The organism is Streptacidiphilus albus JL83, assembly GCF_000744705.1.
Taxonomy (GTDB): Bacteria; Actinomycetota; Actinomycetes; order Streptomycetales; family Streptomycetaceae; genus Streptacidiphilus; species Streptacidiphilus albus.
Genome location: NZ_JQML01000001.1, coordinates 5,408,874 through 5,431,296, shown reverse-complemented (window position 1 = coordinate 5,431,296; position 22,423 = coordinate 5,408,874). Strand labels below are relative to the sequence as shown.

Annotated in this window: 23 protein-coding genes; 6 read left to right on the top strand and 17 right to left on the bottom strand. The window is 70.1% G+C overall.

All coding sequences use genetic code 11. From position 1 onward, the window contains the following. The 8 genes from BS75_RS23765 to hemL form a co-directional block, all read right to left on the bottom strand. Window positions 1–3,300: a sacsin N-terminal ATP-binding-like domain-containing protein gene (locus tag BS75_RS23765; protein ID WP_034089701.1), complete on the bottom strand. Its 3,300-nt coding sequence runs from the start codon at window positions 3,298–3,300 to the stop codon at window positions 1–3. Window positions 3,301–3,409: 109 nt separating this feature from the next. Further along, window positions 3,410–4,036 carry a Uma2 family endonuclease gene (locus tag BS75_RS23760; RefSeq protein ID WP_034093645.1) on the bottom strand — a complete coding sequence of 209 codons (627 nt, stop codon included), beginning with the start codon at window positions 4,034–4,036 and terminating at the stop codon, window positions 3,410–3,412. 222 nt (window positions 4,037–4,258) lie between these two features. Continuing rightward, window positions 4,259–5,422, bottom strand: coding sequence for a c-type cytochrome biogenesis protein CcsB (gene ccsB / locus BS75_RS23755; RefSeq protein WP_034089700.1), 1,164 nt, complete (start codon window positions 5,420–5,422; stop codon window positions 4,259–4,261). A gap of 6 nt (window positions 5,423–5,428) precedes the next feature. After that, a complete protein-coding gene (gene resB / locus BS75_RS23750) occupies window positions 5,429–7,255 on the bottom strand; it encodes a cytochrome c biogenesis protein ResB (protein WP_042440668.1) in 1,827 nt (608 codons plus the stop codon). Between the two features lie 3 nt (window positions 7,256–7,258). Further along, window positions 7,259–8,059 carry a cytochrome c biogenesis CcdA family protein gene (locus BS75_RS23745; RefSeq protein ID WP_042440667.1) on the bottom strand — a complete coding sequence of 267 codons (801 nt, stop codon included), beginning with the start codon at window positions 8,057–8,059 and terminating at the stop codon, window positions 7,259–7,261. Continuing rightward, window positions 8,056–8,739, bottom strand: a complete 684-nt coding sequence (locus BS75_RS23740; protein WP_081982541.1) for a TlpA disulfide reductase family protein — start codon at window positions 8,737–8,739, stop codon at window positions 8,056–8,058. Before BS75_RS23740 ends, BS75_RS23745 begins: the two co-directional genes overlap by 4 nt. Before the next feature lie 100 nt (window positions 8,740–8,839). Beyond that, on the bottom strand, window positions 8,840–9,490 hold the full coding sequence (locus BS75_RS23735) for a histidine phosphatase family protein (protein ID WP_042440674.1): 651 nt from the start codon (window positions 9,488–9,490) through the stop codon (window positions 8,840–8,842). A gap of 291 nt (window positions 9,491–9,781) precedes the next feature. After that, window positions 9,782–11,101, bottom strand: coding sequence for a glutamate-1-semialdehyde 2,1-aminomutase (gene hemL, locus BS75_RS23730; RefSeq protein WP_034089698.1), 1,320 nt, complete (start codon window positions 11,099–11,101; stop codon window positions 9,782–9,784). Window positions 11,102–11,385: 284 nt separating this feature from the next. Between hemL and BS75_RS23725 the strand changes: the two genes are divergently transcribed. Continuing rightward, window positions 11,386–11,883, top strand: coding sequence for a hypothetical protein (locus BS75_RS23725; protein WP_034089697.1), 498 nt, complete (start codon window positions 11,386–11,388; stop codon window positions 11,881–11,883). 85 nt (window positions 11,884–11,968) lie between these two features. Here BS75_RS23725 and BS75_RS23720 read toward each other — a convergent pair whose 3' ends face one another. Continuing rightward, complete coding sequence (locus BS75_RS23720; RefSeq protein WP_034089696.1) at window positions 11,969–12,463, bottom strand: hypothetical protein; 495 nt, start codon at window positions 12,461–12,463, stop codon at window positions 11,969–11,971. Here BS75_RS23720 and BS75_RS44710 point away from each other — a divergent pair. Further along, on the top strand, window positions 12,435–12,869 hold the full coding sequence (locus BS75_RS44710; protein WP_052069651.1) for a DUF6193 family natural product biosynthesis protein: 435 nt from the start codon (window positions 12,435–12,437) through the stop codon (window positions 12,867–12,869). The genes BS75_RS23720 and BS75_RS44710 overlap by 29 nt on opposite strands. Window positions 12,870–12,963: 94 nt before the next feature. Here the strand turns inward: BS75_RS44710 and BS75_RS23710 are convergent, their stop codons facing one another. Beyond that, window positions 12,964–13,329, bottom strand: coding sequence for a hypothetical protein (locus BS75_RS23710; protein WP_052440120.1), 366 nt, complete (start codon window positions 13,327–13,329; stop codon window positions 12,964–12,966). Window positions 13,330–13,481: 152 nt separating this feature from the next. Here BS75_RS23710 and BS75_RS23705 point away from each other — a divergent pair, with 152 nt between their 5' ends. After that, window positions 13,482–13,874: an NUDIX domain-containing protein gene (locus BS75_RS23705; RefSeq protein ID WP_081982539.1), complete on the top strand. Its 393-nt coding sequence runs from the start codon at window positions 13,482–13,484 to the stop codon at window positions 13,872–13,874. A gap of 254 nt (window positions 13,875–14,128) precedes the next feature. Here the strand turns inward: BS75_RS23705 and BS75_RS23700 are convergent, their stop codons facing one another. The 5 genes from BS75_RS23700 to BS75_RS23680 all read right to left on the bottom strand — a co-directional run bounded on the left by BS75_RS23700 (window position 14,129) and on the right by BS75_RS23680 (window position 17,537). Then, complete coding sequence (locus tag BS75_RS23700; protein ID WP_152646310.1) at window positions 14,129–14,902, bottom strand: hypothetical protein; 774 nt, start codon at window positions 14,900–14,902, stop codon at window positions 14,129–14,131. Window positions 14,903–14,974: 72 nt separating this feature from the next. Beyond that, the gene (locus BS75_RS23695) at window positions 14,975–15,739 is read right to left on the bottom strand and encodes a hypothetical protein (RefSeq protein ID WP_152646309.1); all 765 of its coding nucleotides are present in this window, start codon (window positions 15,737–15,739) and stop codon (window positions 14,975–14,977) included. A gap of 604 nt (window positions 15,740–16,343) precedes the next feature. After that, window positions 16,344–16,676, bottom strand: a complete 333-nt coding sequence (locus BS75_RS48485) for a hypothetical protein (protein ID WP_152646308.1) — start codon at window positions 16,674–16,676, stop codon at window positions 16,344–16,346. Continuing rightward, the gene (locus tag BS75_RS48480) at window positions 16,673–17,011 is read right to left on the bottom strand and encodes a hypothetical protein (RefSeq protein ID WP_034089692.1); all 339 of its coding nucleotides are present in this window, start codon (window positions 17,009–17,011) and stop codon (window positions 16,673–16,675) included. The genes BS75_RS48485 and BS75_RS48480 overlap by 4 nt, the downstream gene beginning before the upstream one ends. Before the next feature lie 43 nt (window positions 17,012–17,054). Continuing rightward, window positions 17,055–17,537 (bottom strand): SMI1/KNR4 family protein, encoded by a 483-nt coding sequence (locus BS75_RS23680; protein ID WP_231607875.1) that lies wholly within the window; start codon window positions 17,535–17,537, stop codon window positions 17,055–17,057. 458 nt (window positions 17,538–17,995) lie between these two features. Here BS75_RS23680 and BS75_RS23675 point away from each other — a divergent pair, with 458 nt between their 5' ends. Together BS75_RS23675 and BS75_RS23670 are read left to right on the top strand one after the other, a co-directional pair. Continuing rightward, window positions 17,996–19,612: an IS4 family transposase gene (locus BS75_RS23675; RefSeq protein WP_034088895.1), complete on the top strand. Its 1,617-nt coding sequence runs from the start codon at window positions 17,996–17,998 to the stop codon at window positions 19,610–19,612. Between the two features lie 14 nt (window positions 19,613–19,626). Continuing rightward, window positions 19,627–20,310, top strand: a complete 684-nt coding sequence (locus BS75_RS23670; RefSeq protein ID WP_034089691.1) for an IS5 family transposase — start codon at window positions 19,627–19,629, stop codon at window positions 20,308–20,310. Here the strand turns inward: BS75_RS23670 and BS75_RS23665 are convergent. Next, window positions 20,276–20,836, bottom strand: coding sequence for a hypothetical protein (locus tag BS75_RS23665; protein WP_034089690.1), 561 nt, complete (start codon window positions 20,834–20,836; stop codon window positions 20,276–20,278). The genes BS75_RS23670 and BS75_RS23665 overlap by 35 nt on opposite strands. Window positions 20,837–20,924: 88 nt before the next feature. Next, window positions 20,925–21,647: a tyrosine-type recombinase/integrase gene (locus tag BS75_RS50550; RefSeq protein ID WP_408022550.1), complete on the bottom strand. Its 723-nt coding sequence runs from the start codon at window positions 21,645–21,647 to the stop codon at window positions 20,925–20,927. An 87-nt stretch (window positions 21,648–21,734) separates the two neighbouring features. Here BS75_RS50550 and BS75_RS48465 point away from each other — a divergent pair, with 87 nt between their 5' ends. Beyond that, the gene (locus BS75_RS48465; RefSeq protein WP_152646141.1) at window positions 21,735–22,421 is read left to right on the top strand and encodes a hypothetical protein; all 687 of its coding nucleotides are present in this window, start codon (window positions 21,735–21,737) and stop codon (window positions 22,419–22,421) included. Window positions 22,422–22,423 lie beyond the last annotated feature (2 nt).

Sequence of the window (22,423 nt, the reverse complement as noted above, 5' to 3'; positions counted from 1 at the left end):
TCAGCCCTCGAAGTCGCGGGCCGCGCTCAGTTCATAGGCGCGCTCGGGGTCGGAGAGGAACGCCAGGACCTCGAAACGGCGGTGCCACTGGCCGGCCGCCCAGGCCAGCCCGGCCGCCAGCCCCTCCGGCGTGGCCGCGTGGAGCGCGCCGTGGGGGACGACCGGGGCGAACTCGTCCGGCTCGGCGGGCTCGCCCTCCTCGGGTTCGGGTTCGGGCGCGGGGCTGTCCGCGTCCCAGCGCCAGTCCACGGCGGCCTCCTCGCCGTCCGGTCCGACGACCAGCAGCTCCTCGTGCTCCTCGTAGACCTCGGGGCAGCCGGGCAGCAGTTCGCGCACCGCCTCGGGGACCCGGTGGACGGCGCCCTCGCTCAGCACCCGTCCGCCGGCCACCTCGCTGGCGAGCGAGACGTGCAGCCGCTCGGCGAGGGCGGCGGCCAGCGCCGGGGCGACCGTGATCAGCGCGTAGTCGTCCAGCAGCTGCACCAGGTCGGGCGCGTCGGCGACGACCGCGTCCGCGACGTCGACGACCACGGTGTGCGCCGGACGGCGGCGGGTCTCCGGGTCCATCGGGGGCAGCGCGCGGACCTCCTCCGGCAGGGCGACGCGCTCCAGCGCCACTCCGGCCAGCGCGGTGTAGATGCCGTGCAGCTGACGGTGCGACAGCTCGCAGTCCGGGTCGCCCATCCGGTAGAGCAGCTCGTCCGGTCCGTCGCTCTCGGCGAGCAGCGCCGCCAGGGTGGTGCGGACGCCGAGGGCGTGCAGGAAGACCTCGTCCAAGCCGGTCCGGGCCTCCGGGTACAGGCCGCGCAGCAGCGGGTCGGCGCCGGCCGCACGCAGCCCGGCCGGACGGCGGCCGTCCAGCACCGGGTGGTCGCGCAGCCACCAGGCGGTGTAGGAGGGGACCTCGGTTGAGCTGCCGTCCGGCAGCAGCAGCCGGACCGGGTTGACCACGGCCTCGCGCAGCGGCGGCACCGCCAGCAGGGCCAGCGCCCGGGCCCAGGCATCGTCGTCGACCAGGTCCAGGTCGCGGACGGCCAGCAGCTCGGCGGCGACCGGCGGGACGTCGGGGTGGTCGTCCCGGTGGCCGCCGGCGTCCTCGCGGTCGTCGGCCTCGGACTTGAGCCGGTCGGCGATCTCCTCGGCCCAGTCAGCGAAGCCCTCCGGGGCCTCGTCCAGCAGGCCGCGCGGCTCGCCGCCGGCGGCGCGGTCGGGTGCGGCGGTGGGGTCGAGCCGCTCCAGGTCGTCCGGGTCGAGCACGACCTCCTCGGCCCGCACCAGTCCCAGGCTGTTGCCGACGCCGACGGCGCGGAGCACCTCCGGGCCCCAGCGTTCGGCCCAGTCCTCGTCCAGGAAGACGGCGTCGTCCTCGTCGACCACGGCGGCCAGCGGGCTGCCGGGCAGCACCAGCTCGCCGGCGGCGACGAGTTCGCCCTCCTCGTCGGGCAGCGCGAGCCAGGCCAGCCACGGGTACTCCCCCGCGCCGGGTCCGGCCGTGACCCCGGCCGCCCGGACGATGCGCAGCACCGCCTCGGCGATCTCCTCGGCCTCGTCCTGGTCGTCCAGGTCGACGCTGCGGAGCACGGCGGCGCGCAGCTCCGGCGTCTCCAGGACGCCGGCCGGGGTGGCGACGCCCGCGCCGAGCTTCTCCAGCAGCGGGTGGGCGGCCTCGGGGTGGACCAGCCGCAGGCCCAGCAGGGCCAAGTCCTCTGCGGACACGGCGGCGTCGCCGGAGGCCTCGCCGGGGACCAGGACCCGGCGCGGGCCGGTGACCTTGCGGCCGTCGGCGAGCGGGACCGGCAGGGCGCCCAGGGCGTCCCGGTCCGCGCCGAGCAGGGCCTGGTACAGGCCGCGCCACCAGGCGGGCTCGCGGTCGAGGTTGGCGAGCTGGTCGACGGTCTCGGCCAGTGCCAGCCGACGGACGCCGAGGGTGCGCAGCTCCGTCCGGCGGTCCAGACCGGCCGGCAGCAGACCGGGCAGCACCTCGCCGACGGCGCGGACGATCGACGGGTCGGCCTCCTCCAGCAGCACCGCGTCGCGCGGGCGCAGCGCGGCCCCGCCCTCGGCGGCGGGCAGGAACGGGACGTCGGGCAGCCGCTGCAGGATCGCCCGCCGCAGCTGTCCGTCCAGCTCGCCCCGGCCCAGCGGACCGGGGACCAGCCGCAGGTTGGCGAGGTCGCCGCCGCGCTGCCGCAGCAGTGCGGCGTAGACGTCGGCGGCCTGCTCGACCAGGAAGTCGGTCAGCGGCCCCGGCGCGATGTGACGGCGCGTCGAGTCCAGCGGGAAGGAGGCGACCAGCAGCGCGGGGACGCCCAGCGGCTCGTCGGTGGGGGTCGGCGCATGGACGACGGCGGTCGCGCCGGAGGCCTCGGCGGCGCCGGACTCGTTCACCGCCCAGGTCACCGACCAGTGCGGACGGTGCCGCTCCTCGACCGTGCGGTCCCGCAGCAGCTCGGCGGCGAGCTCGCCGCCGGCCGAGGCGACCTGCCAGCGGCGCTCGCCGGACTCGTCGGCGACGACCACGGTGGCGGGCCCGGCCAGGTCGTGCGCCGGCTCCTCCTCACGGCGCGTCAGGGTGCGGCTCAGCGCGCCGTTCTGCTGCTCGACCACGACCTCGGTCAGGCCGGGCAGGGTGAGCAGCAGCGCGTCGTCGATCTCGTCCAGCAGCCGACGGGCCAGGTCCTCGGCGGCGGCGTCCCGCAGCGGCAGGACGACGACGGTGTCGTAGCCCGCCGGGGGTGCGCCCTCGGCGGGCAGCGGCAGCCGGAGCAGCGGCACATGGCCGTCCCGGCGGCGCAGTTCCTCCGCCAGCGCGGGCTGTTCGGCGGCCAGGGCGCGGGCCTCGGCCAACGACCAGCGGACGCCGCCGGGCAGGCCGATCACGGCGGGCTCGTCCGAGACGGCCAGGACGGCGGCGAAACCGACGCCGAAGCGGCCGACCGCGCCCTCGCCGGCCTCCTCCCGCTTGGAGGAGGCGCGCAGCGTGGACAGCGACTCGACGCCTTCGGCGTCCAGCGGCGAGCCGGTGTTGGCGGCGCAGAGCACGCCCTCGCGCAGGGTCAGCCGCAGTCGCCCGGGGACGCCCGCGCGGGCGGCGGCGTCGGCGGCGTTCTGCGCCAGCTCGACCACCAGCCGGTCGCGGTAGCCGCCGAGGGCGAGCTCCTCCTCGGCGTTGGCGTCCTCGCGGAAGCGGGTCGGCGAGGCGGCCCAGGCCGCCAGGACCCGCTGTCGCAGACCAGCCGTTCCGAACGGGTCCGTCGCTCCGGCGGCACCCGCCGCGTCGCCCACGTTCCGAGCATCCATGGCCGTCGTCTCCCCGCAAGTCGGTCACCTCACCGATGAGGGCGGCGAGGTAGTACGGGGCACATTCTCCCTGCCCGCACTGACAGCCGACGCCACGCGGCCGTCCGGGTCAGTCGAAGACGGCGGTGTCCAGCGCGAAGGCGAAGGGCTCCGGCAGGTCGAGCGGCTTTCCGAAGGGAACGCGGGTGACGGTGAGGTAGTCCTGCTCCTCCGGCTTCCGGGGGTCCGCGAAGAGGGTGACCGTGCCCTGGGAGCGGTCCACCAGCAGGTAGAGCGGGATGCCGGCGGCGGCGTAGCCGCGACGCTTGGCGTCCCGGTCCTTCTCCGGGCGGCTGGAGGTCACCTCGACCACCATCAGCACGCCATCGGGCCGGGCCCAGGGGCCCATGGCCTCGAAGACACCGACCATGCCAACGGAGCAGTCTGGGATGAAGTGACCAAGTGGAGTCACCAGGCCTTTGTTTCCAGCCGTGTAGATCTCGGCAGCAGTTCCACGGATCAGCTGTCGCACCACTTTGCCGACATATCCCTCGTGGCTACCATCGGGCGGCGGGGTCACGACGATCTCACCCTCGATCAGTTCGGCGCGATAGCCCTCAGGCACATCGAGCTCCAGGAAAGCGGACAGTACCTCGTCCCGATCCTCGGCAAGACTCTGAGAGCTGTCAGGGCGCTCGGTCGCGGCAATCGCCATGGCGTCCCCCTCTCCACGGTCGTTCTCGGTTCGCTCCGCCATACCACCCACGATAGGCATGCGATACGACGGATGGACACCTTCTCCAACGGCCCAATGCGTCAGGGGTCACTCCAATGGTGGAGTGACCCCTGATCCGCGCGCTCCCCCGGAGCTTCCGCGCGCCCCTGGCGCCGGCTAGAGCCCCGCGTACGAGTGGACGCCGTTGATGCTCCAACCCCCCGGGGGGCGCCCCCCGGACCCCCGGCCGCCGCACCCTCCCGGCTACAGCCCCGCGTACGAGTGGACGCCGTTGATGAAGATGCTGACGCCGTACGAGTTGAACAGGAAGCAGGAGAAGGCGATCAGCACCAGCCAGGCGGCCTTGCGGCCCTTCCAGCCAGCCGTGGCGCGGGCGTGGAGGTAGCAGGCGTAGCCGACCCAGGTGATGAAGGCCCAGGTCTCGGTGGGGTCCCACTGCCAGTAGTGGCCCCACGCGGCCTCGGCCCAGATCGCGCCCGCGATGATGGTGAAGGTCCACAGCGGGAAGGTCAGCGCGTTGATCCGGTAGGACAGCTTGTCCAGGCTGGCCGCGGAGGGCATCCGTGCGCAGATGTCCGACCAGCGGCCGTCCTTGGCGCGGCCCTCGCGGACGGCGGCCTCGTAGTAGTCCTTGCAGAGGTACATGATCGTGACGATCGCGCCCGCGTAGAGCGCGCCGCCGCAGATCATCGCGCCCGAGACGTGGATCCACAGCCAGTACGAGTGCAGCGCCGGAACCAGCTGTTCGGAGGCCGTGTAGAGGACGGTGACCGCGAGGCCGAGGCCGAGCAGCACGCCGAAGGTGAGCAGCAGGCCGAGCCAGCGGACGTCCTTGCCGGAGAACAGCAGACCGAGGAAGACGATCACCGCGACCAGGGTCAGCGCGCAGGTGAACTCGTAGAGGTTGCCCCACGGGGGCCGCCCCGCGGAGACGCCGCGGGCGATCACGCCGCCGAGCTGGAGCAGCCCGCCGAGGGTGGTCATCGCGACGGCGATGCGGCCGATCCGGTCGGCCTTGTCGTCGCCGCCGGCCGCGCCCACGCCGTCGACCGGCGGAGCGGCGTCGCTGCGGGTGACGATGTCGACATTGCCGGCCTTGGCCGCCACGGTCCGGGTCAGCGTCGACGTCCGGCCGCCCGCACCGGTCACGGTGACCGCCACCGTGGGCGCGGCGGTCGTGGTGACCAGCTCGGCCGAGGCGACCGCGGAGGCCACCGAGTCGGCCATGGTGACGCCGGGGGTGGCCGTCAGCTCGTTGGCCTGCCGACCGATCCGGCTGCGACCGCCGAAGGTCCACTCGGCGGTGAAGGCCAGGAAGGCGAGGAGGTAGACCGCCATCGAGGAGTAGATCAGGACGTTGGAGATGTGGGCGAGGTTGGTGTTGATCGCCGCTGCTGCGAGGTTCACGCTCGGTCAGTCCTTGCTGGAGGTGAGATCGGCGAGGGGGGCGTCGGTGCGTGCGTCGTCTTCGTCGGCCGTGTCGGCTTCCTGGTCGTCGGCGGCGACTTCATCGTCGGAACCGTCGGAGTCGTCGGCGGCCACGTCGGCCGGTGCGGCTTCCTGGAGGAGCAGGGCGATCTCCGCCAGCTCCTCCGCGACCCGGGCGGACTCGCTGCGGGCGAGGCCGGCCAGCTCGATCGTGGTGGTGCCGTCCGGGTTGGTGACCGCGCGGACCCAGATCCGGCGGCGCTGGATGAACAGCGAGCCGATCAGGCCGAGGATCGCGAGCACCGAGCTGACCAGCGCGGCCTCGGTGCCGGGGTTGTGCGAGATGGTGAAGTTGGCCCACTGCTTGACCCCGGCGAAGGTGACCGTGCCGCCGTCGGGCAGCTTGATGCCCTGGCTCGGGTGCAGCGACGCCTTCCAGAGCTGACCGTCCACCTTCAGCTGCGTCATGTGGCTCAGGTCGAGCGAGTAGACGCTCTGCGGGATGCCGGAGTTGATGCCGAGGTCGCCCACGTAGCCGGTGATGAACAGGCCCGGGTCCTCCATCGCCGGGAAGGACGAGTGGGGGCCGTTGACCGGGTCGATCACGGCGGTGGGCGCGAAGATCCCGGAGAACCCGAGCTGGGTGGCCTTGCCGGTCTTGTCGGCGTAGCCGTCGGTCACCTTGATCGCGCAGAGCGAGGTGATGTTCGCGTCCTGCGGCAGGCAGGGCGTCGGACCGTTGAAGATGACCTGGCCCTTGGCGTTGGTCACCTGGATGACCGGTGCGTAGCCGTGCGCGGTCAGGTAGACGTTGCTGCCACCGATCTTCAGCGGGTGGTTGACCTCGATGGTGCCGTTGGTCTTGCGGTTCGCGTTGCTGCCGGTCCAGTAGGAGATGTGCGCGGCGTAGGTGCGCGCCGTGCCCTTCTGGTCGCCGCTGGTCTGGTAGGTGGCGTCGAAGTTGTCCAGGGTGAAGCCGAACGGGTCCAGGCTGTTCGCCGTGTAGAAGGCGCTCGGCATGAAGTCGTCGTACTGGGTGACGTTGTTGGAGAAGCCGTAGCCCTCGACCACCACGACCGTGCCCATGCCGCCGAACAGCTTGGTCGCGGCGAAGGCCATCAGCATCGCGATCAGCGAGACGTGGAAGAGCAGGTTGCCGACCTCGCGCAGGTAGCCCTTCTCCGAGGCCACCGAGTTCCCGCCGCCGGAGCGGGAGGAGCGGAAGCGGCGCTTGCGCAGCAGGCCGTCGGCGGCGTCCAGGACGCGGTCGGCGTCGGCGCTGGTGCGCCAGGTCGCGTAGACCGGGAGCCGGACCAGGTGCCGGGGCGCCGTCGGCGGCTGCGCCCGCAGCACGCCGACGAACTGCCAGGTGCGCGGGACGATGCAGCCCACCAGCGAGATGAAGAGCAGCAGGTAGATCGCGGAGAACCAGAACGAGCCGTAGACGTCGAACATCTGCAGCTTGTCGAAGATCGGCGCCAGCACCTTGTGGTTGGCGTGGAAGTTGTCCACGTTGAGCTGGCTGGCCGAGGTCTGCGGCACCAGCGAGCCGGGCACCGCCGCCAGCGACAGCAGGAACAGCAGCATCAGCGCGGTGCGCATGGAGGTCAGCTGCCGCCAGCCCCAGCGCAGCCAGCCGACCAGGCCGATGCCGGCGACCTCGGCGCCGTCGCCGTCGGCGGACTCCTCGCGCGGGGCACTGGTCAGCCGCTCGGCGGCGGCGAGCTCGTGCTGCTCCGCGCTGTCGGCACTGTCCGGCGCGGCCGCCACGGCGGTCTCCTCGCGGTCGTCGCTCACAGGCGTGTCACTCATGAATCAGATTCCCAACGTGGTGTTGGGGAACCAGAGCTTCAGCTGGTACACCAGCTCGCCCCACCACCCCGTAAGAAGCAAGAGGCCGACCAGGACCAGCATCCCGCCGCCGATCCGGGTCACCAGCTGGTAGTGCCGCTTGACCCAGCCGAAGGCGCCGAGGGCGCGGCGGAAGGCCAGCGCGGCGATGACGAACGGCACGCCCAGGCCCAGGCAGTACATCGCGGTGAGGAAGGCGCCGCGGCCGGCGCTGGCCTGGTTCCAGGCCAGGAACTGGACCGCGGCCAGCGTCGGTCCGATGCACGGCGTCCAGCCGATGCCGAAGACCACGCCGAGCAGCGGGGCGCCCAGCAGGCCGACCACGGGCCGGCGGTGGCTGCGCAGCTCCCGCTGGGTGAAGCCGGGCATGAAGCCCATGAAGGCCAGGCCCATGGCGATGGTGAGCACCCCGGACACCTCCGAGATCACCCGCTGGTGCTGCTGCAGGGTGCTGCCGAAGTAGCCGAACAGGGCGCCGCCGGAGACGAAGACGGCGGTGAAGCCGAGCACGAAGAGCAGGGAGCCGAGGAGCAGTCGTCCGCGCCGCCGCCCCTCGGCGTCGGCGAGGTCCACCGCGGAGAAGCCGGTGACATAGGTGAGGTAACCGGGTACCAGCGGCAGGACGCAGGGGGAGAAGAAAGAGGCCAGGCCGCCGAGCAGGGCCACCGGGACCGCCAGTATCAGCGCACCGTGCAGCACGGTCCCGCTGTCGTTCAGAGCGAGCAGGGTGCTGGTGCCGAGGCCGGGGGCAGCGCCTGGGGTCACGACTTCTCCGCGAGCACCGGCGCGATGATCTTGGAGAGCTGGTCCGCGAGCAGCGGCTCCAGGGCCCGTACCGCGATCCGGCCGGAGCGGTCGAGCACCAGCGTGGACGGGATGGCCTGCGGGTTGAGGCTGCCGACCGGGAACTTGAGCAGCAGCTCGCCGTCCGGGTCGTACAGGCTCGGGTAGGTCAGTCCGTGGCTGGTGACGAAGGCCTGCGCGGCGGCGGTCTGCAGGTCACGGGTGTCGATGCCGATGAACTGCACCCCCTTGCCCTGGTACTGCTTGTAGACCGTCTCGAAGTCCGCGGCCTCGGCCTGGCAGGGCGCGCACCAGGAGCCCCAGACGTTGATGACCACGACCTTGCCCCGGTACGAGGAGAGGCTGAGCGACTTCCCGTCGAGGTCGTTGCCGGTCAGGTCGATCGGATCGCCCCGGTGGCCGACCGCCGCAGTGGAGATCTCTCCCGTGCCCTGGACGAACGAGGTGTTGGCACCGTCGCTGGAGCCGCCGCCCGACGAGGAGCAGCCGGAGAGCACCAGCGCCGACGCGACGGCAACGGCGGCGATCACTGAACGTGCGCCCGGCCGGGCGGCGCGACGGGGGGCCGAGTGCTCGGCCGGGGGTTCTACCGGGTGCTCGGCAAGCTGCTCTGCCGGGCGGGAGGTCAGGCGGGGGCGCATGTGAAGAGTTTCGCATGGGTGTTTTGAGGGGTTTCACCGGCCCCGCCGCCGTGTCGCGGCAACCACGCTGACCTGCCACGACACGGATTCGAACAGACCGTCAGGCGCCGAAGCTCTTGGCGACCGGGGCGTCGCCCTTCCGGCCCTTGCCGGTCAGGTGGGCGGGCAGCAGATCACGCGCGGGTTCGCTGTAGCCGATCGATACGATCTTGTCCCCGTGGTACGTGAAAGTGGTCAGGCTGGCCAGGGAGCACTGCCGCTTGCGCGGGTCGTGCCAGAGCCGGCGGCGCTCGACGAAGGACCGGGCCACCCAGACCGGCAGCTGGTGGCTGACGCAGACGGCCTCGTGCCCGCGCGCCGCGTCCCGCGCCGCATTGAGCGCGCCCATCATCCGGACGGCCTGCTCGATGTACGGCTCCCCCCAGGACGGGCGGAACGGGTTGGTCAGGTACTTCCAGTACGCCGGGTTGCGCAGCGAGCCGTCGCCGACGCCGAAGGTCTTGCCCTGGAAGATGTTCTCGGCCTCGATCAGCCGCTCGTCCACCGCCGTGGACAGCCCGTGCGAGGCGGAGATCGGCGCGGCCGTCTCCTGGGCGCGCTCCAGCGGTGACGCCACGACATGGGTGATGTCACGCCCGCTCAGATGGTCCGCCACCCGCTCGGCCATCTCCTTGCCCAGCTCGGACAGGTGGAAGTCGGGCAGCCGCCCGTAGAGCACACCCTCCGGGTTGTGCACCTCGCCGTGCCGCATGAGGTGGACGACGGTGACGTCGCTCGCTGAGTCGGTTCGGCTGCTCACCTGGACTGCTCCTTCGGACTGCACGGGGGAGACGGCTGCCGCGCGCGGGGAGGCGGCGACGCCAGCAAGTATCGCCCAGCCCCCGAACCGGGGGCCGGGCGACACCGTCGGACGCTCACGTGCCGAGGCACGCACGCGCTCAGGCACGCATCGTGCTCGGGCACGCACATGCCCAGGCACGCACATGCCCAGGCACGCTCATGCCCAGGCACGTGCCTGAGCACCTGCTCAGCCGCTCGACGCTCAGGCGCTCGCCTCGGCGGCGGCCCGCGCGGCGGCCGGCAGCGCCTCCGCGATCCGCTCGATCGCCCGCGCGTCGTGCGAGGCCGAGACGAACCAGGACTCGAAGGCGGACGGCGGCAGGTAGACCCCGCGCTCAAGCATGGCGTGGAAGAACGCCGTGAAGCGGAAGGACTGCTGGGCCCGCGCCTCGTCGTAGTTGGTCACGGCCTCGTCGGTGAAGAAGACCGAGAACATGTTCCCGGCGGTCTGCACCCGGTGCGCCACGCCCTCCTTGGTGAGCGCGGCGTCGACCAGGCCGGAGACCTCGGCGGCGACCCGGTCGACCGTCGCGTACACCTCGTCGGTGCAGCCGCGCAGCTGGGCGAGGCCGGCCGCGGTCGCGATCGGGTTACCCGAGAGCGTGCCGGCCTGGTAGACCGGACCGGCCGGGGCGAGGTGGCCCATGACATCGGCGCGCCCGCCGAAGGCGGCGGCGGGGAAGCCGCCGCCCATGACCTTGCCGAAGGTCAGCAGGTCGGGGGCCCAGCCCTCGTGCGCGGCCTCCAGGCCGTACCAGCCGGCCTTGGAGACCCGGAAGCCGGTCATGACCTCGTCCGAGATGAACAGCGCGCCGTTGTCCCGGCACAGTTGGGCCAGGCCGCCGTTGAAGCCGGGCAGCGGCGGGACGACGCCCATGTTGCCCGGGGAGGCCTCGGTGATCACGCAGGCGATCTCGCCCGGGTGGGCGGCGAAGGCGGCGCGGACCGCTTCCAGGTCGTTGTAGGGGAGGACGATGGTGTCGGCGGCGGTCGCCCCGGTCACGCCGGGGGTGTCCGGAAGCGCGAAGGTCGCGAGGCCGGAGCCGGCGGCGGCGAGCAGCGCGTCGACGTGTCCGTGGTAGCAGCCCGCGAACTTCACGATCTTGGCTCGTCCGGTGAAGCCCCGCGCCAGGCGGATGGCCGACATCGTCGCCTCGGTGCCCGAGGACACCAGCCGGACCTGCTCAACCGGAGTGACTCTGCTCACAATTTCCTCGGCCAGTTCGACCTCGCCCTGACCGGGCGTACCGAAGGAGGTGCCGCGCACCACGGCGGCCTGGACGGCCTCGATGACGTCGGGGTGGGCATGGCCGAGGATCATCGGTCCCCAGGAACAGACCAGGTCGACATACTCACGACCGTCCACGTCCGTGAGGTAGGGGCCCTGGCCGGACACCATGAACCGCGGCGTTCCGCCGACCGCGCGGAAGGCACGGACCGGTGAGTTCACGCCGCCGGGGGTCACGGCGGAGGCGCGCTCGAAAAGCTTCTGGGACTCGGGTGCTTCGTACGGGTAGGTCACCCCGCCATAGTCTCAAATCCGCGTCATTCAAAATTAGCTGCCTGTCACTCGGCATGTCCCGGCCGATCATCTGGGACGATGATCGGGCCGCAGTGCGCAGCCGCCTGCCCGCAGACTGTTGGCAAACGGGTGACTGCCAGTAAGGATGGTCAGCGGTGTCAGATATGCGCGATGAGTCCGACGGTTCGTCGCGGGCTGCGCGCAGAGCCGGCGGTGGCAACAGGGCCGGCAGCGGTGGCAGCGGCAGCGGCGAGGGCAACAGTGGAACCAGGGGTGGTGGCGGCGTGGGGGTGACGTACAAGTACTTCGGAGCACCCGACCGCGCGACCGCCGCCCGCGTACCCACCGCACTCGGCCGGGACGGCCTCGGCCTCGACGCGGGCGACCTGGGCACCCTCGGCCGCCTCGGTGAGCTCTTCGGCCAGGACGGCTCGGAGGAGTCGATCAGCGGCAGCCTGTCCACCAAGATCAAGCCCGAGACGATGAGCGCGATGGTGCTCACCGGCATCGAGGGAATCCCGCTCTCCTCCGTCCCACCGCTGGAACTGGTCGTCCTCCACCCGGACTACGCCGTCGTCCAACTCCCCCACTCGGTCGTCGAACCCCTCCGCAAGGCCGATGAGGCCGAACTCGGCACCGCGGCCTTCATCTGGTCCACCGTCCCCGACCGCCGCGGCCCGCGCGATGCCTTCGTGATCTACCAAATGCTGCACGAGTGGCAGGACTTCGCCAACCGACTGCATGACGCGGGCCACCAGCTCTACTGCCTGATGTGGCCCTGACCTGCAGGTTAGCCGCCTAGTACTCCAGCAGCACTTCGTGATCATGGCTAGGGGCATCGGGCAGGTTGGTTGTGCCGCCGCTGGTTCACGTCGGCAGGCGTGTGGTCAGGGCGTTTGCGAATCGGTGGTACTCGGCGACGACCGCCATGCTCGTGTTCTGCCCGTAGTGAGCGAGTCCTTGTGCGAGGTCTGAGCGGGTCTCGTTCGTGTCCCCGCGCAGGAAGTGCAGGGCGGGGATGAGAAACCTGCTCCGGTCGGGGTTGGGCACGTTGCCGCCTGCCCGAAGGGTGGTCAGCAGGGTGTCTGTGCTCGCGTGTTGCCGGGCGAACGGCAGGCCGTAGGTCTGAACGAGTTCGTGCAGCTCGTCGGCGGCCTGTTCCGCGTCGCCCGGTTCGGTGACCTGTAGTTGCAGGAAGCTGTTGTCGGGGTCCAGGGTGAGGGTGCATCCGGCCGGCGAGCATTGTCGGACCTTCTGGGTGTACCTCCAGAGCAGCAGCCAGCGCCTGGCCTGCGGGTGGACCGCCGATCCAGCTGAGGTGGTCAGGGCGGCTGTGGCCTGGACCGGCGGAGCGGGGCTCAAGGAGACCAAGGAGCAGGCCCAGTGCATCGAGTTCCGCCCTTGGGCCCTCGCGCACGAGCGGGAGCCGCTCGGTGCTGTCGAGCTGGCGTGGTGCCTCAAGCTCGACCGCATCCACATGCCGCCGATGAACCGGTTCCAGCGCGTGCATGCGCTGTTGGCGGCCGCGTACGCCCAGCCAGTGCTCCGCCAACTGATGCCGGTGACCAGCCACCACAACCTCTGGTTCTCCACCAGTACCACGGCGCGATACAACACGACACGGGTCGGGTACATGATCTGGCCGCACGACGAGGGATGCTACGGGGTACGGAACCGGAGCGAGTTGCTCGCGCGCTTCGAGACGCCGGAGGAGGCCGTCGCCTTCGTGGTCGCCGTCCTGCCGGAGGGGATCGGGCCGGCGCGTTAAAGCGCCGTTCGAGCGGTAGCGGCAGCGATCGTGTTCGTCGCCACGCCCGGCTGCACCTGGCCCCAGCGCTCTTGATCGCCAGGACACCGCCCAGTCATCCGACCGTCTCTCCACCCGCTCTCCGCTCTGCCGCGCGCTTTTGCGCCTCTTCGAGCGCGGCCTGCCATCGCCTGTCGACTTCCGCAGGTCTCTGGTGGCCGCACTCGATGAGGTTGCCCGCCCGGTCGACGACTTCCGCGTAGCAGTCACCGTTCTCGATCCAGACGGCGACGTTCTCGATCCCCGCCGACCGGTCGTTGTCATCCACCCAGAAGGTTATGGAGAAGGCCAGCTCATCGCCGTTGTAGTCGGATCGAACCCGGAACGTCTCGTCCGGCCTGAGCCATCGATCCTCACCCAGCGGCTCAAGCCACATGACGAGCCAACCCTTGGAATCGTTGCGGACATCCATGACAGCCATGTCCGCAACCCTAGCCGCGCCCACGATTCAGCCTGCTTCGCCACCTCGACCCCGGCAGCCCGTGGGGCGCACCCGTCACCGCGCTTTGGTGAAGCCGAATGTGACTCCCCTTCAACCGTCGCCCTCCAGTCCCGGTTGACCGCGAACCCGGCATACTGAAAGCCGTCGACGGACCACTGACGCGTGAGTTCCTGCGACTCCCCGCCCAGAAATCGGCGAACCCGCTCGCTTCCCCGGGCGGCCACGTTGACGTGGGGGAAACCTCCCGCGGCGCCGCCTCCCGCGAGCTCTTCGAAGAGACCGGCGTCCGAGTCGACCCCGGGGCACTGACCCTGCTGGGCATCTACGACGACCCCGACTGCGACCCCCGGGGCCGGTACATCAGCGCGGCCTACCTGGCGGTGGTGCCCGCCGGCACCACCGCCATCGCCGGGGACGATGCCGCGGCCGTGCGCTGGGCGCCGATCGACTCCCCCGGCGAGGACCTCGCGTTCGACCACGCCACGATCCTGGCCGACGCCCGACGCCGGCTCACCAGCAGCTGACCGAACCGACACCCGCCAACCGGCCGCTGTCCCGCAGCGACCCCACCGAGGGAGCTCCCCGGTGGCAACCAGCACCGTCACCGACTCCGACACGTTCCAGGGCCTGATCGGCCGGTCCGCCGGATGGCTGTCCGACATCCTGACCCTTCGATGTCTCCATCAAACCCGGGGCGGATCAACCGGCCGGGCGCAGGGCGCGGACAAAGCCGTGCACCCGGCGTCTGCGGTTCCCGGGCCGCCCTGCCACGATGGTCCTACGCGCGTGCGGTGATGAGTTGGCGGATTCCTTCGGCGAACGCCCGTGGGGCTTCGAGCCAGGGTGTGTCTGTTGTCATCGCGATCACGTGGGCGTCGGCGTCGGGGACGGCACGGTGGAGTGCTTTGACTGTTTCCTCTCCGAGGCCCAGTTTGGGGACCGTCCACAGGGTGCAGCGTTGCGGGGAGGCTGCGAAGTGGTGCAGCCAGTCGTTGGGGCCTCGCGGGTCCGGTTGGGCGGTCCAGCCGGCCGGGTTGCTGGGGAAGCAGGCGGAGAACTTGTCCACGGCCAGTTCCCGCAGGGTGGCGCGCAGTTCTGCGGGGATCGTGTCCATGTCGCCCAAGGCGTGCCTGGCCATGATCTCGATCCCTTCCCGCGGCAAGGTGCCCTGCTCGACCAGCGCGGTGATGTACGGGGCCAACTCCTCGAGCATGTCGGCGATGCTGTCCGGAATCGCCGGCAGCCGCACCTGCGGGTCCCGGGCGACCAGTTGGCTGAGGTCCGGGTTGACGAGCAGGGCGTGGCGGGCCTGCCCCGCTGCTGCCGCTTCTGCTGCTGATCCCGCCGCATTCCCCGTGCCGACGACCAGGTCGACCGGAACTTCGGTTGTCGCGAGGAACTCTTCCAGTCGCCGGTGCGCCGCCCGCGCCCACGCGTTCGCGTTGAGCGAGCGGACCGGCGGCACCTCCAAGACGGTGACCTCGGCGAAGGCGCTCACCTCGTCGGCGAGGCCGCCCCAGGCGGCCTCGCCCAGGAAGTCGTGGATCAGCACGACCCGCTGACCGCGTTCCGAATCCTGCCCAACCATGGCCGACCTCCTGGGAGCTGTCCTGCTCACACAACGCTAGATGCATTTCCTTGCGCAGCCGACCGCTTTGGGGCCGGCGCAGTAGGCGCAGAGCCCGCAGTCGACCAAGGACGAGAGCCCTCCCAACGCGCAGGTGGCGCAGTTGACGACGCAGCCCTCGTCGACGTTGCCGCCCAGGCAGGCCGCGAAGCAGTAGGCGAAGTCGCTGGCTGACGCCGGCTTCACCACGACCCTGCCGTCGGCGACTGTGAGCTCGGCGAGCTCCTCCCCGGTCGGCAGATGGTAGAGAAGTGCCTGTTTCTGCACGTCGACGGTCACGGTCACCGCTCCCTCCGGACCGGAGGCCGTCTGCTGGTAGACCGTCATCGCTCCCGTTCCCTGGTGGAAGAGCAGGATGAAGTCGTCCCCGGCGGCGTCCCGCGTGGTGAAGACGTGGGCCGTTCCCACGGCACCCCACTTTGTCACCGCCTCTTCGGCAACTGTGGTGGCCAGGGCCTGACCGCGGATGCCCGGGGTAGCGGGAACCAGTCCGCCGGCCGGGCGCTCGGCGGCGAACGCGGTAGGCGCCGCGGTGGCGAGGGCGGTACCGGCGCCAATTGCTGCAGCGCCTCCCAGAAGGGTTCGTCGGCCCATGGGCCGGCCTTTCGCCTCGGCGCGACGGGCGACCCGTGCCCGGGCCTCGCTGGCGAGCAATACGAGGACGGCGCGGGCGCGGCGCGGTCCCAGCACGCGGGCCAGACGGACACGCATGGACCAGCCCTGCCAGACCTGCACCACCGCGCCGTCGTGGATCTCGACCAAGGCGGGAGCAGCGTCTGTTGTACGACCCGACGACCCCGACCAGGTCGTCAGCCGATGGTCGTTCAACGCCATGACCGTCAGGCCGGGGACTCCGAGGCTTGTGACAGCCTTTCCCACCTGGGAGCAAGCCGGACAGGTCGAGTCGAACGCGATAGCAAACATGGTCCCCCCACGGATCACCGACCAGAAAATGGAATGATCTGTACCACTGTTCTCATGCGTACGAGTTGTTCACTCGAGACCAAAGACTCCATCTGAAACGGATGATCCGTCAAGACCGCCAACCTGTGACAGAAGACACAAATCTGACACGAAGCGTCATGCAACCTCCGCCGTTCCAACGGGACCAGTGCGATTGGGCTCGCGGTAGTGAACCCCATCTGCAGCTTGATGACCAGCAGCTTTTCGGGTCGGCGGCCGTGCGACTGTGCGCTCGGCGCGTCAGGGAAAGTGAATGCACACGTCTGTCTATATTCAGAAAAACCAGGGGATTGACACTCTTGACCACAGCCTGCAACGTACAGGCGGCAGCGTCACCGACTTCGGGATCCCCGTCATTGCCCAGTCACAGCCGCGAACGACTCCTACGAGCTAGCCAAACTGGCTATCCGTCGTTCCCCAAGGCCGTCCAGCCGCGGTCTTGAATCATGGGGAAGGCCTGCTGCGTCGCCTCAATCCATGCATCGATCGCGTCGTGGGATGACCTGATGGCCCCGATCAGCTTCTCGATGACGTCCAGCTTCGACTCGCCGACGTTCAGGACGAGGTCGTCCATCGACACTTCTGTATACGACATGACTAGCTGCCACCAGAACCGCATGAGGTAGCGACACTCCTGCGGTTCGCGGTCGTCTGCAAGGCGATCATGGATGACATCCTGGACGCGTCGCCGCTGATCATCGTCACGAAAGCCACTTCGAAGGTCAGTCAAGGTCACGACCAGACAGTAGCAATCTCGTTCGACTGCAGGTCGAACTTCGGAGACCGACCTACGCGGCCAGCCCGTAGTCCGGATAAGCCTGCATCCGCTGCCCCGTCCTGCAACTGGACCCGCGCCAGCGGCCCCGACTCATCGAGATCATCCAGAACCTGCGCGACCGGATCTTCGAAGCCCGCAGCAACGGCTGGCTCGGCGAAGTCGAGGGCCTCCAAGTGAGCATGGACGCTGCGCTCGCCAAACTCAGCAGCCTCAAACGAGCCAGGCCCGACGGGCGGCCCGGCCTGGTCGACCTCGGCATGCCCCTGCTCGGCGACCCACCCTCCCAGCGTCATCCGATATCAGAAAGTTGACCCATCCATGCAGCTCAGCGAGGGTTTACAGCTGATACCAGTCGTCTCCGCCGACGCGCAGCGAGCGGCCGAGATAGTCCCGAAGGTTGTTGGCCACCCACCTGCGGCTGTCGCTTTCGTGCTCCCAGACGAAGACGTCTGGCCGGTGGGGCTTCTGCACGAAGGCGAACTGATCACCGCCTCCGTTGTCCCCGAAGAACAGAAGAGCATCGAACGACATATACAGCTGAGCGAAGGACTCGTCGGACCAAAAGAGAAGGTTCCGCTCGACGATCTGGTCGACGGGCCAGACCGTGTCCACGCTGGTCTGGCCGATCACCCCGTTGCTCTCCAGAAGCAACTGCTTGAGCTCCGTTGGCAGAGTTCGTCGCAGTCGCCTCTCGGCTTCGGCGAGTTCGGATGCCCGAACCGGCTCTCGAAGCCCTGCCTCAGGAAAGATCTCCAGCGCTGCCTGTCTCCACATGATCGAGAGCTTAGAAGCCGTTGCTCTATCGATCATGGTGAGCATGGGTTCGAGTGGCTGCACTCGGTCGGCTGATCCTTTGCCGTGGTGTGCATAAAGACAGGGCCTCCTGCGCAGCTCAGGGTTGTTGACGCCCTTCGAGCACACAGGAGGCCCTGTGCTGCAGTCTGCCGATTCCACGCTGGCGAAGTCCAACTCGGCTGCTCCAACGTGTGATTGCCTCGCGCACCGGTTCGGGAACGCCGGGGATCATCCGCACAGGAGGCCGAGGTATCCCTCCGACATGACCGACGCGGAGTGGGCGGTGGTGCGCGACGCCATGCCGGTGCCGCCATGGCTGGAGGGCCGGGGCGGACAGCCGGAGGGCTACTGCCACCGGCAGATGATCGACCAATGCCACGAAGTTAAGGCTTCGGTGGTGGCGTCAAGGGGGGACGAGACATGGGAGGAGCCTCTGCTATCCAGGGGATCGACCAAGATCTTCCAAAGAGAGCAGAGGCCCAGTGGCCAAGTCTGTCACGGGCGGGACCGACGTGTTCGCGCCTGGTCATATCGGTGAGTTGACGCAGGTCATCCCACCCGAGTTGGTGGACGCGGTACTGGACGAGACGGGGGCTCGCGAGCATCGGCTGCGGAGCCTCCCGTCTCGTGTCGGGGTGTACCTGGTGCTCGCGCTTGGGCTGTTCGAGCATCTGGGCACCGGACTGGTGTGGGGCAAACTCACGTCCGGACTGGACGCCCGGACGCCGCATCCCTCTGAGAAGGCGCTTCGTGATCTGCGCCGGCGGGTCGGCGTGGCTCCGCTCAAGCGGCTGTTCGACGTCCTGGCCGGCCCGCTGGCCCAGCCGTCCACGCCTGGAGTGCGATACCGCCGATGGCGCACGGTCGCCTTCGACGGATGCGGAAGCCTGAACGTCCCCGACCACGAGCGCAACCGGTCCTGGCTCGGCCGCACCCAGCGCCGCCACGGCCCAGCGGGCTACCCCCGGCTGATGCTCATGACCCTGTGCGAAACCGGCACTCGAGGCCTGATCGCCGCCGTCTTCGGCTCCGCCTCGAAAGGCGAGACCGACTACGCCCACGACCTCGTCGGCCACCTGACCACGGACATGCTCTTGCTCGCGGACCGCGCCTTCGACAGCAACGAACTGCTCGCTGATATCACGGCTCAGGGAGCGGAGTTCCTGATTCGCGCGACCAGCACCCGGCGACCACCGGTACTGGCGCTGCTGCCCGACGGTTCCTATCTCACCCGGATCGGTGGTCTCAGGCTGCGGGTGATCGAAGCCGAGATCCGATCCCGGACTGCCGACAGCGGCGACTTCGGCGGGACCTACCGCCTGCTGACCACGCTCAAAGACCACCGCACCGATCCAGCCGACCACCTGGTGCGTCTCTACCACGAACGCTGGGAGATCGAGATCACCTACCTGGCGCTACGTCATACCCTGCTCAAGGGCCGGGTTCTGCGGTCGAAGGACCCGGTGGGCCTCAGCCAGGAGATGTGGGGACTACTCACCCTCTATCAGGCCCTGCGCTCGGTGATGGTGACCGCAGTGGAGACGATGCCCGGCTGCGATCCCGACCGGGCCGGCTTCACCGTCGCCCTGGAGGCCGCCCGCGACACGATCGTCAGCCTCGTCGGGACGACCGCGGCCGCAGGCCCCGGCAGCCGCCCCGACCTGGTCGGATACATCGGCGCTCATGTCCTGCGCGCACTGCTTCCCAAACGCCGGATGCGGCTGTCCGCCCGCATCGTCAAGTGCGGAACCTCCCGATACGCCGTCTGGAACCGCGACGGACGCCCACGCGACAGCACCCGGATCACTGCTATCGAGATCACCGTGCACCCACCCACCCTGCCAAGCGCGCAGGACTTGAGCCCGACCCTCTCCGGACGCTGGGGCCAGGTCTGCCAAATCCTGGCCGCGAACGCCAACCAAGCCATGCACACCCGCGACATCGCACAGCGCCTCGGCCTCGCGACCACAGGACACCGACTCAAGGGCTTCACCGCACAACTCTGCTACTGGGCCCGCAACGGCCGGCTCATCCGCACCGCGCCGAACACGTACAAGATCACCCTTCCTGACACCTTGACGCCACCACCGAAGCCTTAACTTCGTGGCATTGGATGATCGACGCCGTGCGCTACCTGGTCGCGGGCGGCATCACCTGGCGGGCGATGCCCGCGGACTTCCCCCTCTGGGACCGCGTCTACGCCTTCGCGAAGCGCTGGCGGATCAAGGGCCTGCTGAGCGAACTGCATAACCGGCTACGCGGCTGGGTCCGCGAGGACGCCGGACGCGACCCGCAGCCGACCGCCGCGATCATCGACTCGCAGTCGGTCAAGGGCGACGCCACCGTCCCGGCCGCAAGCCGCGGCTACGACGCGGGCAAGAAGATCAACGGCCGCAAGCGGCACATCGTGGTGGACTGCCTGGGCCTGCTGCTGGCCGTGATGGTCACCGCGGCGAACGTGACCGACCGCGATGCCGCAATGCCACTGCTGGAACGGGTACGGACCCGCTTCCACCGCATCGTGCTGGTCTGGGCCGATGGCGGCTACACGGGCCGCCTGGTCGACTGGGCGAAGGAGAAGCTGCAGCTCACCCTGCAGATCATCAAACGGTCCGATGACACGAAGGGCTTCGTGGTTCTTCCGAGACGCTGGGTAGTGGAGCGAACCCTGAGCTGGCTGATGCGCTCGCGTCGCCTGGTGCGCGACTACGAGACCCTGCCCGAGGTCCACGAGGCAATGGTGCTGTGGTCGATGACCCGGCTCATGACACGGCGGCTGGCGAGGCGGCGAGGGTGAACCGGCCCGGCGACGGCTCGCCGGCCCAGCCCCGGTCCGCCAGCCGCTTCATCTTCGAGCGCACCCCCTCGACGCTGGCCGGGACCGGTGCCAGCCCGAGCGCGGCGGCGATCTCCTGGCACGTCATCCCCGCGCCGCCGCCCGCGCGGCGCTCGGCCAGCGCGGACAGGATGCGCTGGTAGTCCACGGCCAGAACGTCCGCGGCCAGCGCGGGCCGCCACACCGGGACGATCGAGCCAGAACGCGCGGCCCGTGCCTTCGGCAGCCCGGCGGACGCGTCCGGGACGAGCTCCGGCGGTGACAGGGAAGGCTCCTCAACCGGTCGCGGATCGGCCACCGCGGCCTCCTCGCGCTGCGGCACGGACAAGACCTCGCCGACCCGCTGCCGAGCGATCAGCCACTCCTGCCAGTCCGTCTCCGCGTCCGCGAGCTCGGCCAGGACCCGGTCCGCCTCCTCCCGCAGCCCCTCCACGCGCTCCCGCGCCGCCAACTCCCGTTCCTCCAGCAGACCCACGACCGACGCCATCCCGGCACCTCCACCTACGAGACAACCCGACAGTCCGAGCCTGCCTCGCCGAAACCAACATCATGCCTGAGCTGCGGAAACACGCGGATCAAGTTCGGTAAGACAACGGCTTCTCAGGGCACACGGCTGGAGAGGGCACACCGGACGCGCCCTGCTCGGGGTGGCCCTGGCCGAGCAGGAAGCCATCCGTCGCGGAGCGGCTGCGGCCCTCGCTGCCGGGCATCAGGTGGGTGTACGTGCGCAGAGTGAAGCCGGGCTCGGAGTGCCCCAGGAACACCGACAGTGCCTTGATGTTCGTGCCGCCTTCGAGCTGAGCGGAGGCGTAGGTGTGGCGGAGCGCGTGCATGCCGTCGTCCGGGGCCGCCTCGAAGTACTGCGACCCGGACGTGCGCGGCGGGATCACGCCCGCGTGGACCAGGGCTCGCTTCCAGTCGCCCTGGTTGAAGACGCTGCGGTTGTACGCCTTGCCCTTCGCGTCCGTGAACAGCAACCGCAGGGTCCGGGGCTTTCCGTCCTCGGTCTCCCACGGCAGGGTCACCTCGGTCGACGGAAAGGACTTCATGTGGGTCTTGAGGGCCACCGCCGTTCGCGGTGACAGCGGCACCGAGCGGACCTTGTTCCCCTTGGGTGGCGCGAAGACCATGGTGTTGCCGGCGAAACGTATCTGCTGATTGACGTTCAGCCAGCCGCCCCGGAAATCGATCTTCTCGGATACTCCGCCGGCCGCCCCGGCGACCTGAACAAGGACAGCCGACAGGTCTTCCACCCCGGCGGGAAGATCGCCCCCGACCTCTCGCTGCCCCGGCTCCAAGCCCGCCTGGTCACCACGACACCCGCAGAAGGCCCCACCGCCCGACGCAACCGCCCCAGCAGCCCGTGGCAGCGGGCCATCCAAGTCTTGGACACCCTCACCGAAGACCTCGATGACCCCGCCGCCAGCAGCGGCACCACCGGGTACGGCAGTCGGGCCCAGGCTCAGATCGCCGCCCTGGGCGAACTCATCGAAGCCACCGCCCAGGCCGCCCCCGAAGAACTACGGACCGAACTACGAGCCGCGACAAAGATGTTCGCCTGCGCCCAGCGCTCCCAGACCCGCGCCGAACACGCTGCCGCCGCCGACCTGCGCGCCGCTGCCCGCGACCTCATCCACGCGGGCAACGGCAAGGACGGCAGCGCCGCCGCCACCCTGCTCGCGGCCCTCCTGTGGGCCGCCGTCCTGGCCGGACGCTGGCACGAGGCCCGAGGCCACGCCCAACAGACCGCCGCCGCCCCCAAGCCGTCCAGCATCTCCAGATCGCCTACGACCAAGCCGCCGCCATGCCCCTCGCCGCCGACGTCAGGAACGGCATCCCCGAGCACGCCACCCGCATCCTGGCCGACCCCGACTGGCCCGCCCTGGCCACCGTCCTCGCCGAAGCCGCAGGCCACCAACCCCGCCACCTCCTCAACGAAGCCGCCGCCCGCCGCGAACTCGACACCGCCCGCCAACCCGCCCGCGTCCTCCTCTCCCGAATCCAACACACCGCCCGCAACCCGGCACCCAACCCCCGCGCAGAGGCAGCCCGCCTCCGCTCCCCCGCCATAGCG